Below are 17,245 nucleotides of genomic sequence, written 5' to 3'. Positions count from 1 at the left end.
ATTGAAAAATTGTTTTTAGATATCCCCTTTATTCACATTACTAATATTTGTTTCCACTATAAACCTTGAAAAATTTTGATTTTTTAGATATACTATTGAATTTATAGTTAAACACACTTACCATAAGGCAAGCATCTATTGCCCACTGCAGAGCAGTTATCCACCATAATACCGTAACTGGATACTTCATTACATAAATAAAATAATATGTTAATGGTAATCTTATAACCCAACTTGTAAAACAGCAAATCAAAAATGGGCTTTTAACATCTCCTATTCCTTTAAGCGCCCCCTCAAACACTAGTGATATACCCATAAATGGCTGTTCTAAAGCTCCTATAGCGAGACATTTTCCTGCCAAATATGCGACTTTTTTTTCATTTTCACCTAGAAAAAAATTCACCAGAATATTTGGCATAAATAAAAATATTAAAGCAAAGATACTCATCATAAATACGGCATAAAAGGCACAATTAAAAGCAGCCCCTTTTGCTTTTTTATAATCTCCTTTACCTATATTGTGACCTACTAAAGTAATAACCGCTATACCAAATCCAATACTTGGCATAACAGAAATTCCTTCTATCATATTGGCAATTTCATCAGCTGCAAAAGAAGCACTTCCACTACGAATTATAATAGAAACACAAATCAGCTTGCTAATACTAAATGCTGCTTCTTCCATAGAACAGGGAATAGCAAGCGATAATATCTTTTTTATATCTTTTATTGAGATTGATAAAACAAAAAATGGTTTGAACTTGATTTTAGCCCTGAAAACTATATAATACAAAGAAAAAACAAAGCCACATAAATAAGCGATTATGGATGCTATAGCTGATCCATCTATCCCAAAGCCAATTTCAATGCCAGCTACACCAAAAATTAATGAATAATTTAAAATTAATTTAACCGAAATTACAATTAAACAACATACAAACGGTGTCAAAGTGTCACCGTATCCTACTAGAATTGAATTTAATAGTCTCATATTCATAGAAAAAAATATAGCTATAGAATTTATCTTGATAAATGAATATCCCATTTCTAAAATTTGATTTCTTGCTCCTAGTATATATAGAAATTCTTTACCAAAAAAAAACACTATCGCAGTGATAATTATACAAAATACAGATCCTAAAATAAATCCTAATGATGCGAATTTTTCAGCACTTTTATATTGACCCGCGCCCACTAGTCTTGAAATTAGTGAAACAATACTTATACAGAATCCCCCTGAAATAAATACACCTATAAATGCATTCGTTATATTATTGCTTAACCCTACAGCGCTTACTGCTATATTCCCTCCAAATCTACCGATCATCATTAAATCAAAAATAGATATTAACGTATATATTGTTATCTCCGCAACTACTGGCAGCGAAGTATTGAGAACTTCATTCGAAGTGATTTTATTCACAATTCCCAGCTACCTCCAAAAAATAATTTTCATTATTAAGTATATTAGTATAAATAAATTTAATGAATAATTTTATACTTATTAAACCATCCAACCTTCTATTCCTTAGAGTAAAAAATAAAACAATGTATTATTAAGAAAAAAACTAAAATATGCAAAGAAGGAATATATTAAATAAATAATATATTCCTTCTTTAATTACTATTTGAGTAGCATGTTAATATTTTTCATTTTCTTAACTCTTTAAAACCATAATATATGATATAGTATAAATACTCTTTAAAATTCATGTATAAAACAATAAAATATTAGTATAAAATAAATAAAGAAGGTGTTTATTTTGAAAAATTTCTTGTCTACTAAACAATTGTTATTAATTTTACTTTTACCCCTTGGTATTGTAATTACCCAACTTTCTAAGATATTTCCAACTTTTATAGAAAATTTTTATTCATCCTTTATTTATAAAATAATTGCTAAAATTTTAAGTGTAATTACAGGATTGCTGCCCTTTTCTCTTGCAGAACTTATACTTATATCTTTTGTAATTCTAACATTGTTGTACATCTTAAATATGATTTTCACAATATGTAAATACAAAAACAAAAGATTAAAAATTCTAAAAATTTTTATTATAAACATACTCGCTACATCGGGACTCATATATTTTTCATTCCAGGTTTTATGGGGATTTAATTATCAAAGACTTACCCTAAATAAATTATTTGAATTAAATGTACGCTCGTCTTCTTCAAATGAGCTTGCTTTGCTTTGCGAGAGCCTTACAGATAGTTCAAATGCTCTGAGAGAAAAAATAAATGAAAATCAGTATGGGGTAATGGAACTACCCTACAATAGGAAGTACATACTAGAAACTGCTCATTTAGGATACGATAAAGCTTCCCTGCAATATCCTAAGTTAAAAGGTAACTATGGTACCCCTAAAGCTATACTACTATCTAATACGATGAGTTATACAGGAATTACAGGTTTTTATTTCCCGTTTACAGGCGAAGCAAATATAAATATGACAGAGCCAGATTCATTTCTTCCCTTTACAACAACCCACGAAATGGCCCATCAAATTGGATTTGCTAAGGAAGATGAAGCTAATTACCTTGCATATGTAGCCTGCATAAATCATCCAGATGTTAACTTTCAATATTCAGGGACACTTGCTGCATTATCTTATTCATATAATGTGTTACATAAAATTGATCCCGAAAGGTATAAAGATTTAATTTTAACTTGTAGCACAGGTGTAATTAATGATTTAAATTACAATCAAGAATTTTGGCAAAAATATTCTGGTCCTGTAGACAAGATAGGTGATAAAGTTAATGATACTTACCTCAAATCTCAAAATCAAAAATCTGGAACAAAAAGCTATGGTGCAATGGTAGACTTACTCCTCGCAAATTATCGAAAAAAATAATTCCTTAAATACCGTGTCTAAACTAGACCCGGTATTTAAGGAATTATTAAACAAATCTTTACAATAAATCAACTTATACTACATTTATTATCTAAATCTTCTTGCAGACAAGTAGTCACTTCTTGTTAATTGTGATATTTTAACTACGTCACCTGTTTGTGGAGCATGAATATAACAATTATTACCTACATAAATACCAACGTGATGAGGAGTGCCTGTCCCAAAAAAGACTAAATCTCCTGGTTGTAAATTTCCTCTAGATACATATTGACCCTGAGTTATTTGTACATAAGTAGTTCTACCCATACTTATTCCAAAATGTGCAAACACATATTTTGTGAAACCTGAACAATCAAAAGTATTAGGTCCATTAGCCGCCCATTCGTATGGTGTTCCTAAAAATGTTTTAGCATATGCTATTACTTCGTTTGAACTGACTGATGAAGTGTTTTGTGGTTGGCTTGTTTTTTGAACTGCTTGAACTTTTGGTTCACTTCTTGTTACATCACTTAAATTACCTCTAGATAAAGTAACTTGCTGCGAAGCCTGCGGAACTATCGCTACATCACTTATACTTTTTTGCTGTGCAGCAACTTTAGCTTGATGAGCAGCAACTTTAGTTTGCTGAACCTGCTCTGCTTGCTTTACCTGATCTTCTATTTGATCTGTGGTATTACCTAATAATGCTTGAGTTTCTGCTATTTCATTCTTTTGCAATTGTTGCTGTTTTCCAGCTTCTACTATTAATACATTTTGTTCTTGTTTCTTTACACTAAGCTTGTCCAATTTAGTTTCATTATCAGCCTTTAATGCCAAAACCTTTACTTTACTATCATTAAGTAATTTTTTTCTATCCTCGATAGCTTGTTTTTTCTCATTTAATTCTTTTATAATTTGGTTATCATATTCTACTATTTTTTTAACATTTTCAACTCTTGAGATAAGGTCTTCTACTCCCTTAGAATCAAGTAATATTTCTAAATAGCTATCTGCACCATTCATGTACATAACTCTCATTCTTTCATTAAATAGAATTTCCTCACCCTTTATATTGTCCTGTGCAACTATTATGTCTTTTGTAGTTTGCTCTATCTTTTTTTGAGTACTCTCTATCTCTTTTTTAGCGTTATCAATACTATAGTACATATTTTCAATATCAGAGTCTAACATCTCAATAGATATGGATAATTTCTCAGAATTTTTCTGTGACTGGTTATACGAAGCCTGTTGCTGCTTAAGTTGTTGCTTCTGATTGTTTAACTGCTGTGATAAAGTATCTGCTAAAATTGGTCTACTTACTGACATAGCTAACCCAATAGCTATAAGTAAAGGTAATATTCTTCTTCTCATTGTTTCCCCCCACATTATATGTTGTAAAATCATAGTGAATTTTCATATTATTATGTACTACAACATTATAGCACTATATTAGGACAAATCATAACAAATAAATCAGTCAATTTATTCTATTTTATAACATTGTGCCCTTTTTAATCCACAGTTACAAAACATATCCTTAACTATACCTTTCTAATCCTTAATGAACTTCTATAGGAACCACAATTTCAGTCCTATCTATAGTATTCATAACTGTACTTTCTTTTTTATTCCAATGTAAAATATAAATATATGCTAAAATTGCACCTATAAAACCGAGAACACCTTTAACCGTCTTTTTAACTTTACCTTGAACTGAAATTTGAGATTTATCTTTTTTTAATATCTTTAAAATTTCTTTATGTAAAGCCTTAACAGAAGTATACCTATCTTTAATATCAATTTTAACACACTTCTTTATTACTATTTTTAAATTTTCATTAATATATGTTTCATAATTTTCTTCTAAGAGCGGCTCTATACCTGTAAAAGGTGGTCTCCCTTTAAGCATAAAGTATATTAACATTCCAATACCATATATATCAGTTTGAGTACAAGACTTACCAGCCCCATATTGCTCTGGTGCTGCATATCCATTAGAACATGCACACACAGTATCTACCACAGCATCATTCTTATAAATTTTTGAAATACCAAAATCTATTAAAACAATTTTTTCACCAGTCGTTATCATTATATTGGATGGTTTTATGTCTCTATATATGATAGCCGGATTTTGATTGTGCAAATAACCTACAATATCACATAAATCGGAAGTAATCCTACAAATTTTTTCTATTTGCATTCTACCATTTGCTTCAACAAACTCCTTCAGTGTTTGCCCATCTACATAGTCTTGAACCATGTACACATTGTTATTTACATAAAACACATTAACTATTCTACGAATACCTGGATGATTTAAACCTTTTATAATGTTAGCTTCAGCTAAAATATCTATATTTTTTGTATTTCTTATCACTTCTTTAATTGCCCAAAAATTCCCTAGTATTATATTTTTGCATAAATAAACGGTGCCCATTCCACCCTTACCCAAAATTTTAATTACCTCATATTTTTCATCTAATATATCTCCACTATTTAGCATAATTCACCTCTTGTATAAATGTTTCATAACTTATTTATTAAATAATATATATTTAACTCTAACCCTTATGGATTATTTTACACTTATAGTCATATATTTTCTAATAACATTATATACATATATATGTATTAGATATTTAATTTTTCATATGTTAAATATATTTATATTTAATAAGCATATCGAATATCAAACGTATATACAAGTAATTGTATCAAATTTTCGATATCTTTACCAGTAATTATTTAAATTAAATCTTACACAGAATATAACAGTTTTATTTTTATTTATTATGTACCATTATTATCATCCTGAATATATTAATACTGTAAAGCGATTTAAGGAGATGACTAACAATGGCTTACAGTGCTAGAGAATTATTAGCTAGATTAATAAAGTGTGAGGCCGGTGGAGAGGGAGACAATGGAATGAAAGCAGTTGCCTCTGTAATTATGAACAGAGTTAACGTAGCCGCTGGTGAATATCTTAGGACTGGTCAAGGTGATTTAAGAAAAGTAATATTTCAGATGGGGCAATTTGATTGCGTAGCTTCTGCACTTGGAGGTCTCCCTAATCCACAAACTATTTATGCAAGTCCACCAGAACAAATCCATTACGATATCGCTGATTGGGCATTAGCTGGTAATAGATTGTATACAACCGGCGAATCTTTATGGTATTTTAACCCATTTCTTCCAGGTTGTCCATATGAATTCCCTTTCAATGGCAGCGGCACCTTTCAAGTTGAAGTACTTAAACATTGCTTTTACAATCCTACAGCAAAGTATTTTACTACTTAATTAAAAAGCATTGCTTACATTTATTTAAATAATGATTTAATATTATTCTTTAAGGAGGTTTTTTATGTTTATTTCACCACCTAACAATTTTAATCAATCTTCAACTACGTCTATGCCAAAATTCGGCATGAATGATGATGAAAGAGAAAATCCTATGCCCGGAGATTCTGCTTCTACTCAGAGTTATGAAATTGCACCTGGCTCGCCAATAGTAAACAATCCTCTCTATAACCAAGGTTGGTTACAAGGTAAAATTGGCAAATATATGAGAGTTGCTTTTTTACTTGGAACAAATACCATTCAAGATAGAACCGGCACTTTACAGGAAGTTGGAATTAGTTTTATTGTCCTTAAAGAGCCTAGTACAGATAATTTAATAATGTGTGATATTTACTCAATTAAATTTGTGACAGTTTTTGATAATCAAACTACTACGTGTCCACTGTAACATAAATATTTAATATAATTTTCTATCTGTAACCATAATGTAACATGTAATTCAATATCTATAGCATGCAATACTATTATATAAGTGATGCCACTAGTAATCTTAATTTACTAGCGGCATCACTTATTTTTATTTCATCTTTTCTACTTCACCATACTTAACTCCAAAAGTGTCTACAGTTACTTTTTTCATCTTTTGATCTTTTGTAGGTTTGTCACTACCATCTTTTTCTACAGCTACTATTTTATCTACTGTTTCTAATCCTTGAGTAACCTTACCAAACGGTGCATAATCACCATCTAAACTACTGGTATCCTTAACCATTATAAAAAATTGTGAACCAGCTGAATCTAGATCAGCACTTCTAGCCATAGATATTACTCCTCTTTCATGTTTTAAAGCATTCTCAAAGCCATTATTACTAAACTCGCCACTTATTTCATAACCAGGTCCGCCTGTGCCTGTTCCTTCTGGGTCACCACCCTGTATCATAAAGTCTGTAATTACCCTATGAAAAATTAATCCATCATAAAATTTACTTTGAACTAATGAAACAAAGTTTCTAACTGTATTAGGGGCAATTTCTGGATATAATTCTATCTTTATAATTGAACCATCTTCCATTTCTATAGTAACCATTGGATTTTTGTCATTGGCTCCTTTTTCTGTTGGCTTTTTAACTGCTGTGGGTTCAACCGCTTGTTCTACCTTTGTAGTATCGTCAACCTTAGCTTGTTCCTTATTTCCACATCCTCCTGCAATAACCACAAAAATCAGTGTAAATAATACCATTGTTTTTCTTAAAAATTTTATCCTTTTCATTTTGAAAACGCTCCTTTATGCTAATTTTAAACTACTAAATTACACTTACTACACTACACTAGATTTAATTAATTCCATATCCCCTTCAAGTATATACTTTATCCCTTTTGATATGTAAATTGTTTCTTCCCGCTTTAATTGTATTTTCTCATTACTCCATTTTATTATACCCTCACCACATATAACAGTATAGCTATGGAAACTACCATTAACGATGTCTTTATAGTTACTGCTAACAATAATTTTTTCAACATTAAAATAAGGAGTCTCTAATTTAGTAAAATTTTCAATTTTTCCGCCTTTATTCTCTCCTTCATAATCTATTACGTCTAATGATTTTTCTATATGAACTTCACGGCCGCGTCCCCAATCATGGAGTCTATAGGTAATATTACTATTTTGTTGTACTTCAATAAGTTTGACTCCAGCTTCTATAGCATGCACTGTACCTGCTGGTATATAAATAAAATCTCCGCTTTTAATATTGATTCTCTCCAAATAGTCCTCTAATTTATCTTGTTTTATAATTTCTCTTAGTTTATCCTTGTTTAAACCTTTCTTTATTCCAGATATTAAAGTTGCACCATCTTTTGCCTCTAAAATATACCAACACTCTGTTTTACCATTAGCATTTTCAACCCTTTTAGCATACTCATCATTTGGATGTACCTGTACTGATAAAGTATCTTCTGCACGTATAATTTTGTTTAATATAGGAAAATCATTACCTCGACCTAAAATTTCAGATAGTTTTTGGCCTTCATAAAACCCCTCTTGAATAGTACAATTTCCATCCTCATTACAAGCAAGCACCCATTTTTCCCATCCCCATATTTTCTCACTAATGAACGGCTTTAATTTTAGAATTAATTCTTTAGACATTGTAACTCCTCCAGTAATTTTAATATTTTAGATTATAAGCTAAACTTTTATAAATACAAGGTTTCTTCTATAATGTTATATATAATCCTATAACTTAATTGTCTTTCTCATTTTTGTTAAAAGAGATTCTGCCTCTTTGAGCGTACTACTTGGACCACAAATGGTATATTCACCATTATATTTAATGTCTATTTTCGATAATCTAATAATTATTTCATTAAAGTCACCTGATGTGTTAAGTGTACCATTAACTTCATAATCACCTGTTTTACTATTTTTGTCTTCTATAAAAGCACTGTACCCAATAGTTTTGAAAATATTATTTTTTGCCCATATTCTTTTTAGAATAATATTTTCCTTAATACCATCCACTTCTATACTACCAGTAAATACATAATTTAAAGATAATTTCTTTTTTAATGTTCCTACAAGTTTAATCTCTGTTGATTTTCCAAATTCATTATTCTGTGCATACATGTATCCGCCATAACTTCTTTCAATGTTTACCGGTTTAAAATAAATGACCGATATTAAAATTATACCAATAATTGCAATTACTAACGATGCTTTTAGATTTTCCTTATCCATATTCATCACCTCAAATTTAAGATTATATATTTCTTTTACCTTCAACTCTGTATAATATTATAACCCAAATTATGTTATAATGCATTAAAAATAATAAAGCAAAAAGAATGAATAAGATGTTTTTCATAAAACCTCTTACCCACTCCCTTTTATCTATTTAAATCCTATTTATTTTAATTTTATATACTTCCATTTTCCTGTTCTATATCTTGAATATATAAGTACCCATCTTATAAATTGATCAACGAATACTGCCATCCATGCTCCCGAAAGACCAAGTCCTAATTTATTTACAAATATATATGCAAGCACTACTCTAATTCCAATAACACCTATAAATGTTGCCACAAATGGCCAAAATGTATCGCCTGCACCTCTAAGTGCGCCAGATAAAATTAATTGAGAAGATTGAAATGGTTGGACAACTGCAATAATTTTAAGGGCATTAGATGATTGTCTTATGATATCTGGATCTGTTGTATATAACCCTACCAATTGTGGACCAAACACAAATAAAATTATTGCCATTATAGAGGATATTACAGAACCTATTCTTCTGGCCTCCTTTCCATATTCATCTGCCCTTACCGGTTTTCCCTGTCCTAGGCTTCGTCCAACTAGAGAAGATGCTGCAATCCCAAAAGCTTGCCCTGGGGTAAATGACAATCCTAATATACTTAAACAAATTTGGTGTGCTGCTAGTGTAACCGTACCTAAAGCTGCCACTACTTTAATAAATATCATAAGCCCGAATCTCATTGACATTTGTTCCAGTGACGCTGGTATTCCAATTCGAATTAAGTTATACATTATATTTTTATTAAATTTAAAACGACTATTGATATTAATCTTAATTATAGCTTTTCCTGACAACAAACGTATACATAGTAGAACAGATGCAACTATATTAGATACTGCTGTCGATATACCTGCTCCTGTTACTCCTAACGCTGGCAACCCTAATAATCCATATATTAAAATAGCATTCCCAAACACATTAAAGAAGTTAGCCTTTAAATTTACATTCATCGGTGTCTTAGTATCACCAGCACCTCTTAATACTGCTGATAATGAGAAATTAAAGGATTGAAATATAAACCCCACCATTACTGCTCTAAAATAAAATTCTCCTACAAGTAGTGTATCAGCTTGCGCTCCCATAAATACCATAATTTCCTTGGTAAATAGTAAGCCAATTATACTTAAAGGTAGTGCAAAAAAAATCTGGGTTAACAATATAATATGTTTAATCGTATTTTCAACTTTATCTAATTTCCCAGACCCTATATATCTAGCAACCATTGCTGTTCCACCTATATTTAATGCCTGTACTAAAGATAGTCCAATAAACAAAGGTTGGTTAGTAATTCCAACTGCCGCAACAGATGCAGCCGCGACCCCTGTGTCACTTAACCTGCCGAGCATTATCATATCAATCATACCAAATAGGCTTCCTAGCAATAATTCTGTTAAAACTGGCCAAGCAATATTTAAAACCTCTTTCGATCTAGGGTTTTTCAATTTAAGATAGATTATTCTTATTTTTGCCTTAAAGGCGTTCATCATTATTTACCACTCCTAATCAAGAATTTAATAGAAATTTTGGAGGCTAAACAACTGGTTATTGTTTAGCCTCCAAAAATATTCCAGCTTATAACCACTTAATTTTAAACTAGAAGGTTAATAGCTGATTTTTATTTAACTTTCCATGTCGTTCCTTCTTTAGTATCAAGCAGTTCAATATTCATTGCTATAAATTCATTTCTTATCTCATCTGCTCTGGTCCAATTTTTACTTTTTCTCGCCTGGGCTCTTTCAACTATGAGATTATTTATAAGTTCCTCATCTACATTTGTAGCTTCTTCTTCAATTGTCATGAGGTTAAGTGAGAATACCTTATCAAAATCTTCTATAAGTATTGCCTTTTCACTATTATTAAGTTCATTATCTTTTAAAACATCAAAAAGTACAGTAAAGGCATTTGCTATATTTAGGTCATCACTAATAAACGATGAGAATTTTTCCTTATATGAGTTTATTGCCTCTGAACTCGTTATATCATTTTTGTTTATAGAATTTAAAACCTGTGAAATTCTTTCTTTAAGCTTTTTGTACCCATTTCTAGCATCATTTAAACTATCAAAACTAAAAACTAACTGTTTTCTATATTTAGATTGAAGACAGAAATATCTGTAATCAAGTGGGCTATACCCTTCTTCTTCTAGTCTTGAAATTGTTAAGAAATCTCCATTAGATTTTGACATCTTACCATCGTCTAATACTAAAAACTCCCCATGCATCCAATATTTAACCCATTTATGTCCAAGTACTCCTTCAGATTGAGCTACTTCATTAGTGTGATGTATAGCTATGTGGTCTATTCCACCACAATGAATATCTAAATATTCACCAATATATTTAATAGACATAGCAGAACATTCTAAATGCCAGCCTGGAAACCCTTTTCCCCACGGTGACTCCCACTGCATAATCTGATTAGAAAATTTAGAATTAGTAAACCACAATACAAAATCAAGCGGATTTTTTTTATTAGGATCTATTTCTATTCTACTCCCTGCTTTAAGCTCATCCATACTGATATTAGCTAGTTTTGCGTAATCTTCAAACTTGTCAATTTCAAAATAAACATTTCCATTAGAAACATAAGTATATCCTTTATCTTCGAGCTTTTTTATAAGATTTATCATATCCTTAATATGGTCAGTTGCTCTACATACAACAGTTGGTCTTTTTATATTAAGTTTTTTGCAATCTTTAAAAAAAGCATCTTCATAAAATTTAGCAATTTCCCACACGGTTTTATGCTCCCGACTTGCACCTAATGCCATTTTATCTTCGCCTTCATCTCCATCCGATTGAAGGTGACCTACATCAGTGACATTCATTACATGCTTAACTTTATAATTTACATACTCTAAAGATTTTTTAAGTACATCTTCAAAAATATAGGTCCTTAAATTACCTATATGGGCATAATTATATACTGTAGGTCCACAGGTATACATTCCCACCTTACCTTCTTTATAAGGCACAAACTCATCCTTATTTCTAGTCATAGTATTATAAACATAAAAACTCAATATATTCACTCCTTTTTAAATAGTACAATAGCACAATAGTATCTATCTATAACTCTATAAAACCCTTCCACTATTCTAATCTTCTAATTAAATCATCTCCTGCGGAGCTGAGATATTAAAACTGATTCTCACCTTGGACGATGCAATATAAAAAGCTACAGGCATGCTGTAGCTTTAAATTTCAAAGTATAAACAAACCCGGACTTTTAAGTAAAAATATATATAGCTATTTCATTTTTAAAATAACTATATACATAAATATTAACATATTATTAGCATAATGCAATAAATTATTAATATAATTTATTATTTGTTAGTAATTGTACTATTAAATCATCTCCTGCGGAGCTGAAATGTCGTTAAATCTGTTTATGAATCTATTACATTCCTTATAATCATAAAAATTCATATATAATAAAAAAACAGGAGCATATAAACAAAAGTTTATATGCTCCTGTTTTTTTACTTTTTATAAGGTGAAGTTGACTGTTTTTTATTTGTAGCATTTTGATTTTTAGCAGTTTCTCTAGTTATTGGAGTATCATAGTTGCTTTTTACAAGTCTTGCAAATTTATTATCCGGTTGACTATCTTTAGGCATATAAACATCTCCTTTATATATTGATATTTATATGTTTTGCTAATTTCAACAAAAATATTCTCTCCTCATAGTTATTATAAAATTACAAAAACAAAACCAATCTAGAATATAGACTGGTTTTGCAAATTTAGTTTATAAACTTATTTTTATTTTATTAATTACTACTTATATTACTTTTTCATAATCTACATCAACTATAACACTGTCCTCATAATTAATGTCAACTGACTCTGAGTTATCTTGATCACTATTAAATATATTCGCTTTGGGTGAAGAATTTTTCTTTGTGCTTATTTTATATATAGACATTTTAATCTTCTTAACTATTTTAAAAGTACACCATACTAAAACTCCGAAAACCGCAATAGCAAATAATGCTTTAATAACAAAGGCTGCAGCGTAAAATACTAGTATTGATATAACAATAAAAGTAGCAATTGATAAAGCTGATTTAAAGAACTTTGAAATTACATTTTTGCCCTTTGTATATTCCATGATAATATTAGCCTTCTTTCATTGAATTTATTTCTATATGATATTTTAATTATAACATATAAACAGAATTAAATATTAATTCTGCTTATAAAAACTATTAATAATCTGTTAAATAATTTATCTTAGTTTACTATATCATTCCACCATCTATTGTTATCACTTGCCCCGTAATATATTTTGAATTTTCACTAGCTAAAAATGTTACAAGCATGCCAACGTCACGTACTTCTCCGAACTTCATCATAGGTATTTCATTTACCAAGGATTCACGTTCACCCTTTGTTAGAAAACTATTCATTTGCGTATCTATAACCCCTGGTGCTATAGCATTAACTCTAATATTAGAAGGTGCGAGTTCCTTAGCTAGTGCCTTTGTAAAAGCGTTTATTGCTCCCTTAGATGCAGAATAAATCACTTCACAAGAAGCTCCTACTTCCCCCCACATTGATGATATATTTATTATACTTCCACTTTTTTGTTTTATCATCTCTTTAACAACGTTATGAGAACAATTAATAACTCCCTTAAGATTTACATTTAAAACATCATCCAATTCCTGAATTGTAGCATCCATAAATAGTCCTACCTTAGATATTCCTGCGTTATTAATCAAAATATCTATTCTACCTAATTTTTCAAGAGTAATTTTTATCATTTCTTTTGAAAATTTATAATCACTAACGTCGCCTTTGATCTTTATGGCATAAGCTCCCATTTCTTTAATTTCCTGCATTGTCTTTTCTGCAGCTTCATCATTGCTTTTATAATTTATTACTAGGCAACAGCCAGCTTTTGCAAGTTCTATTGCAATACCTTTTCCAATTCCTCTAGATCCTCCTGTAACTATAGCTACTTTACCTTTTAATGTCATAAATACCACTCCTAACTTAAAATGTTTTCTTATATTTTATTAATATTATTATAACCAGGGTTTAATTGAATAATCAAGCTCTTCTATATAAGAATTAGGATTATTTATAATGTAGTTTTCCCTTGCTCTTAAAATTCCACCTGCTCCACTCTCTGCCATTTTAGATTCTATAGTTTTTTCTACTTCTATATTATTCTCAACATAATTTATTATTAAGAAAAAATGTATTTGCTGTTTAAATGATAACCCACCAAATCTAGGTGTTTTATTAGATACTTCTTGCTTAGAAATTTCTTCATCAGTTTTAACCTGGATTTTTTTTATGTCTTGAATTGGTATAAAAAAATACTCTGAATCTATTGCTGTGTTATATAAGACTCCTGAATTATTTATTAATATGTTAGCATTAAAAGCACATTCAATAGTTGCGAAAGCTTTACCACCTTCGTTAAATTTTCTAATAAATATTTCTTTATTCGCGCGAGCTTTTTTTATAATTTTCCACGTTTTATATATTGATTTCATAATAACACCTTCACCTCAACATCATTATCATTCTATCGAATATATTTTGCAACTATTAGTTAGATAAATTTACTCTTATTGATTCTATAATTTAAAATAATAACTTTTTATAATATATGGATTATGTTACAATTGAAAAGGAATTATTAAGAATTAAGGCAATCTCAATTTTATAAAGTTACATTGAATAAACACCTAAATGAAGGGAGCTAAATATAATGGAAAATAAAATTTTAAACTGGGGGGTAATCGGTTGCGCAAAAATTGCGAATAGTGCAGTTATCCCTGGAATTAAATCTGCAAGTAATGCAAAACTCTATGCTATTGCAAGTAGGAGCGCAGAAAAATTAGATGGATATAATAAAATGCATAACCCAGTTAAAACATATCAAAGTTATATGGATTTACTTGAGGATCCTAAAATAGACGTTGTATATATACCGCTGCCAAATTCATTGCATTGTGAATGGGTTATCAAAGCTGCTCAGCACAAAAAACATATTCTTTGTGAAAAACCCCTAGGTGTTACTGCTAAAGAAGTAGAAATTATGCGTGATGTTTGTACTAAAAACGGTGTGCTTCTTATGGAGGCTTTCCCATACAGGCATAGCCCTCTAACCCTTAAAGTGAAGAGCCTTGTAGACTCTGGAGAAATTGGTAAGCTTAAATTTATTGAAGCCAATTTTAGTTTTATTTTGTCTAATAAGGGCAGTATAAAACTTATTAAAGCCCTTGGAGGCGGAGCTACTTATGATATTGGATGTTACAATCTAAATGTTATAAGATATATAGCAGGCTCTGAGCCGTTATCCATATTCGCCACAGGTGAAATAGGAGAAAACTCGCAGGTTGATGAATCTAGTTGCATTATGATGGATTTCAAAGATGATTTGAAAGCAGTTTCATATTGCTCTATAAATAGCATGGACAGATGTGGCTACACTATAGTTGGAGACACCGGAGTTATTGAAGTTCCTATTAAATTTAACGCTAAGGGTAATATTAACATAACTTTAAAGACAAGAAGAGAAATTACACAAATAAATATAGACTGCCCTGATAACTACATGCTTGAGGTAGAACAATTTGGAAGATGTATTCTCGGCGAAGACTTGCCACTTGTTAGCTTAGATGATTCATATAATAATGCAAAAGTAATTGATGAATCATTAAATAAAATTTTCAACAAATAATTTATAGGTTATAAATCTAGTACAAATTAAAACTTACAAAAAAAGATGTATACAGCATTTTAAAATTAGCAAAGCAAAAACTAAATGTACCCTAAGGGCACATTATATTAATTATAAAAAAATAAAGGGGATAAAAAAATGGATAACTTTTATGAGCAACTAGTAACAACATCTAAATCAAATTCTTATAAACTAGTAAACGGAGCAACATATATGCTTGCATTAATTGGAATAGCATCCTTTAGCGCAAATATAATTTTTGCAGTAGTATTTATTGGACTAGCTGTAGCATGTTTTTTTTACAAATCAAGATTATTTGTTGAATATGAATATCAATTTACAAATGGGGACATTGATATAGAAAAGATACTAGAAATGAAAAAGAGAAGCAAAGTAACTTCTTTTCATATAAAAGGGGTTGCACTACTAGCACCAGAGGGTAGCAATGAAATTCGCGATTATTCTAGCAAACCTAATACAATAGTTAAATGCTATCCCGCTGGTACAAAGGAACGAGTATATATTGCAATGGTTACAGAAGGTACCACTAGAATGCAATTAATGTTTATACCAAATGAAAAATTTTTAGCTCTTTGTATGAAATATAATCCAAGAGCAGTAAAAAGGTAATATAATATATATTATAATAGAGCCTGTCTATAAGCTTTTGGCGAAACCCCTTTTATACGTTTGAAAATTTTAGAGAATCCAAGAGGATCATCGTATCCAACAGAACGTGAAATCTCACTTATTGTTAAATCCTTATTGCTTAACAGTTTGCAGGCTCTATTAACCCTATATTTTATTAGGTATTCTTGGGGTGGAATTCCTAGTAAATCACTAAATATAGTACTTAAATAGTTTTTATTAAGACCTATATAATCAGCTAATGATTCTATTGATATAGTGCGAGAATAATTAGTTTCTATAAATTGAATTGATTTTTTTACATAATTTTCTTTGTGTCCTTCACCTTTTATTATCCCTAGTCCTAATTGCTCTGTAATCTCTGAAAGCAATATACTTAAATAGCCTTGCAAACGAAGTTCATATCCAAATTTATAAGAGCTAGAACCTCTAATGTTTTCAAAACATTTCTTTATAACATCCCCTTTACAACTAAAAACCGGGTTATCTTTATCTAATTTAACATTCTTTAAGAAGGATTCAGCCTTTATACCTCTGAATCCAATCCATGTATAAACCCAAGGATCGTTACTACTAGCCTCATAATATGTAATTATATCTGGACATATAAGAAAACCCTGATTCTCATGTAGAGTATAAGATTTCCCATCACATTCAAATGTACCACTACCACTAATTATATAATGTAATAAGAAATGGTCTCTAAGAGCAGGCCCACACGAATGACACCGCTTACAATTCTCCAAACCGTAATGATATACTATTAAATCCATACCTTCATCTAATGGATTTTTAAACCCTGTAAATTTTGCTTTATTAAACAAACGATTTCACACCTCCAGTAACTCATACTATATATCTGAGATTATACCATATTTATCACACATAAAACTATTCTTTTTATATGATAATATTTTATAATAGATAGTGTT

Annotated in this window: 18 protein-coding genes; 5 read left to right on the top strand and 13 right to left on the bottom strand. The window is 30.1% G+C overall.

Features of this window, described 5'->3' with window-relative positions:
- Positions 1 to 40: 40 nt before the first annotated feature.
- A complete protein-coding gene (locus tag ACREVX_RS06045) occupies positions 41 to 1,423 on the bottom strand; it encodes an MATE family efflux transporter (RefSeq protein WP_431543266.1) in 1,383 nt (460 codons plus the stop codon).
- 340 nt (positions 1,424 to 1,763) lie between these two features.
- Here ACREVX_RS06045 and ACREVX_RS06040 point away from each other — a divergent pair, with 340 nt between their 5' ends.
- On the top strand, positions 1,764 to 2,858 hold the full coding sequence (locus ACREVX_RS06040; protein WP_431543265.1) for a DUF3810 domain-containing protein: 1,095 nt from the start codon (positions 1,764 to 1,766) through the stop codon (positions 2,856 to 2,858).
- An 87-nt stretch (positions 2,859 to 2,945) separates the two neighbouring features.
- On the opposite strand, the gene ACREVX_RS06035 is transcribed toward ACREVX_RS06040, so the two are convergent.
- Together ACREVX_RS06035 and ACREVX_RS06030 are read right to left on the bottom strand one after the other, a co-directional pair.
- Positions 2,946 to 4,208 carry a C40 family peptidase gene (locus ACREVX_RS06035; RefSeq protein WP_431543264.1) on the bottom strand — a complete coding sequence of 421 codons (1,263 nt, stop codon included), beginning with the start codon at positions 4,206 to 4,208 and terminating at the stop codon, positions 2,946 to 2,948.
- Between the two features lie 187 nt (positions 4,209 to 4,395).
- Entirely contained in the window at positions 4,396 to 5,343 is a 948-nt protein-coding gene (locus ACREVX_RS06030) for a serine/threonine-protein kinase (RefSeq protein WP_431543263.1), read from the bottom strand.
- Between the two features lie 353 nt (positions 5,344 to 5,696).
- On the opposite strand from ACREVX_RS06030, the gene ACREVX_RS06025 reads away from it, so the two are divergent.
- Positions 5,697 to 6,140, top strand: coding sequence for a cell wall hydrolase (locus ACREVX_RS06025; protein ID WP_431543262.1), 444 nt, complete (start codon positions 5,697 to 5,699; stop codon positions 6,138 to 6,140).
- A gap of 64 nt (positions 6,141 to 6,204) precedes the next feature.
- Positions 6,205 to 6,588 (top strand): hypothetical protein, encoded by a 384-nt coding sequence (locus ACREVX_RS06020; protein ID WP_431543261.1) that lies wholly within the window; start codon positions 6,205 to 6,207, stop codon positions 6,586 to 6,588.
- 129 nt (positions 6,589 to 6,717) lie between these two features.
- Here the strand turns inward: ACREVX_RS06020 and ACREVX_RS06015 are convergent, their stop codons facing one another.
- The 9 genes from ACREVX_RS06015 to ACREVX_RS05975 form a co-directional block, all read right to left on the bottom strand.
- Entirely contained in the window at positions 6,718 to 7,410 is a 693-nt protein-coding gene (locus ACREVX_RS06015; protein ID WP_431543260.1) for a peptidylprolyl isomerase, read from the bottom strand.
- A 48-nt stretch (positions 7,411 to 7,458) separates the two neighbouring features.
- Positions 7,459 to 8,292: a type I phosphomannose isomerase catalytic subunit gene (locus tag ACREVX_RS06010; protein WP_431543259.1), complete on the bottom strand. Its 834-nt coding sequence runs from the start codon at positions 8,290 to 8,292 to the stop codon at positions 7,459 to 7,461.
- Positions 8,293 to 8,379: 87 nt separating this feature from the next.
- Entirely contained in the window at positions 8,380 to 8,880 is a 501-nt protein-coding gene (locus ACREVX_RS06005) for a hypothetical protein (protein ID WP_431543258.1), read from the bottom strand.
- A 168-nt stretch (positions 8,881 to 9,048) separates the two neighbouring features.
- Positions 9,049 to 10,446 (bottom strand): MATE family efflux transporter, encoded by a 1,398-nt coding sequence (locus ACREVX_RS06000; protein WP_431543257.1) that lies wholly within the window; start codon positions 10,444 to 10,446, stop codon positions 9,049 to 9,051.
- 128 nt (positions 10,447 to 10,574) lie between these two features.
- Positions 10,575 to 11,981 carry a cysteine--tRNA ligase gene (cysS, locus tag ACREVX_RS05995; protein ID WP_431543256.1) on the bottom strand — a complete coding sequence of 469 codons (1,407 nt, stop codon included), beginning with the start codon at positions 11,979 to 11,981 and terminating at the stop codon, positions 10,575 to 10,577.
- Between the two features lie 462 nt (positions 11,982 to 12,443).
- On the bottom strand, positions 12,444 to 12,581 hold the full coding sequence (locus ACREVX_RS05990) for a hypothetical protein (RefSeq protein ID WP_431543255.1): 138 nt from the start codon (positions 12,579 to 12,581) through the stop codon (positions 12,444 to 12,446).
- Positions 12,582 to 12,746: 165 nt separating this feature from the next.
- A complete protein-coding gene (locus tag ACREVX_RS05985) occupies positions 12,747 to 13,076 on the bottom strand; it encodes a hypothetical protein (RefSeq protein WP_431543254.1) in 330 nt (109 codons plus the stop codon).
- Between the two features lie 130 nt (positions 13,077 to 13,206).
- Entirely contained in the window at positions 13,207 to 13,947 is a 741-nt protein-coding gene (gene ymfI / locus ACREVX_RS05980) for an elongation factor P 5-aminopentanone reductase (protein ID WP_431543253.1), read from the bottom strand.
- Between the two features lie 48 nt (positions 13,948 to 13,995).
- A complete protein-coding gene (locus tag ACREVX_RS05975) occupies positions 13,996 to 14,472 on the bottom strand; it encodes a hypothetical protein (protein WP_431543252.1) in 477 nt (158 codons plus the stop codon).
- 218 nt (positions 14,473 to 14,690) lie between these two features.
- Between ACREVX_RS05975 and ACREVX_RS05970 the strand changes: the two genes are divergently transcribed.
- Both ACREVX_RS05970 and ACREVX_RS05965 read left to right on the top strand, forming a co-directional pair.
- The gene (locus ACREVX_RS05970; protein ID WP_431543251.1) at positions 14,691 to 15,665 is read left to right on the top strand and encodes a Gfo/Idh/MocA family protein; all 975 of its coding nucleotides are present in this window, start codon (positions 14,691 to 14,693) and stop codon (positions 15,663 to 15,665) included.
- 138 nt (positions 15,666 to 15,803) lie between these two features.
- Complete coding sequence (locus ACREVX_RS05965; protein WP_431543250.1) at positions 15,804 to 16,295, top strand: DUF6106 family protein; 492 nt, start codon at positions 15,804 to 15,806, stop codon at positions 16,293 to 16,295.
- 11 nt (positions 16,296 to 16,306) lie between these two features.
- Here the strand turns inward: ACREVX_RS05965 and ACREVX_RS05960 are convergent, their stop codons facing one another.
- Positions 16,307 to 17,137 (bottom strand): AraC family transcriptional regulator, encoded by an 831-nt coding sequence (locus tag ACREVX_RS05960; protein WP_431543249.1) that lies wholly within the window; start codon positions 17,135 to 17,137, stop codon positions 16,307 to 16,309.
- Positions 17,138 to 17,245: the final 108 nt, after the last annotated feature.

The sequence above is a fragment of the Clostridium sp. genome, from assembly GCF_050717545.1.
In the GTDB taxonomy this organism is placed as follows: domain Bacteria; phylum Bacillota; class Clostridia; order Clostridiales; family Clostridiaceae; genus Clostridium_AD.
The sequence above is the reverse complement of the archived record's forward strand: the minus strand, read 5'-3'. Positions and strand labels throughout refer to the sequence as shown.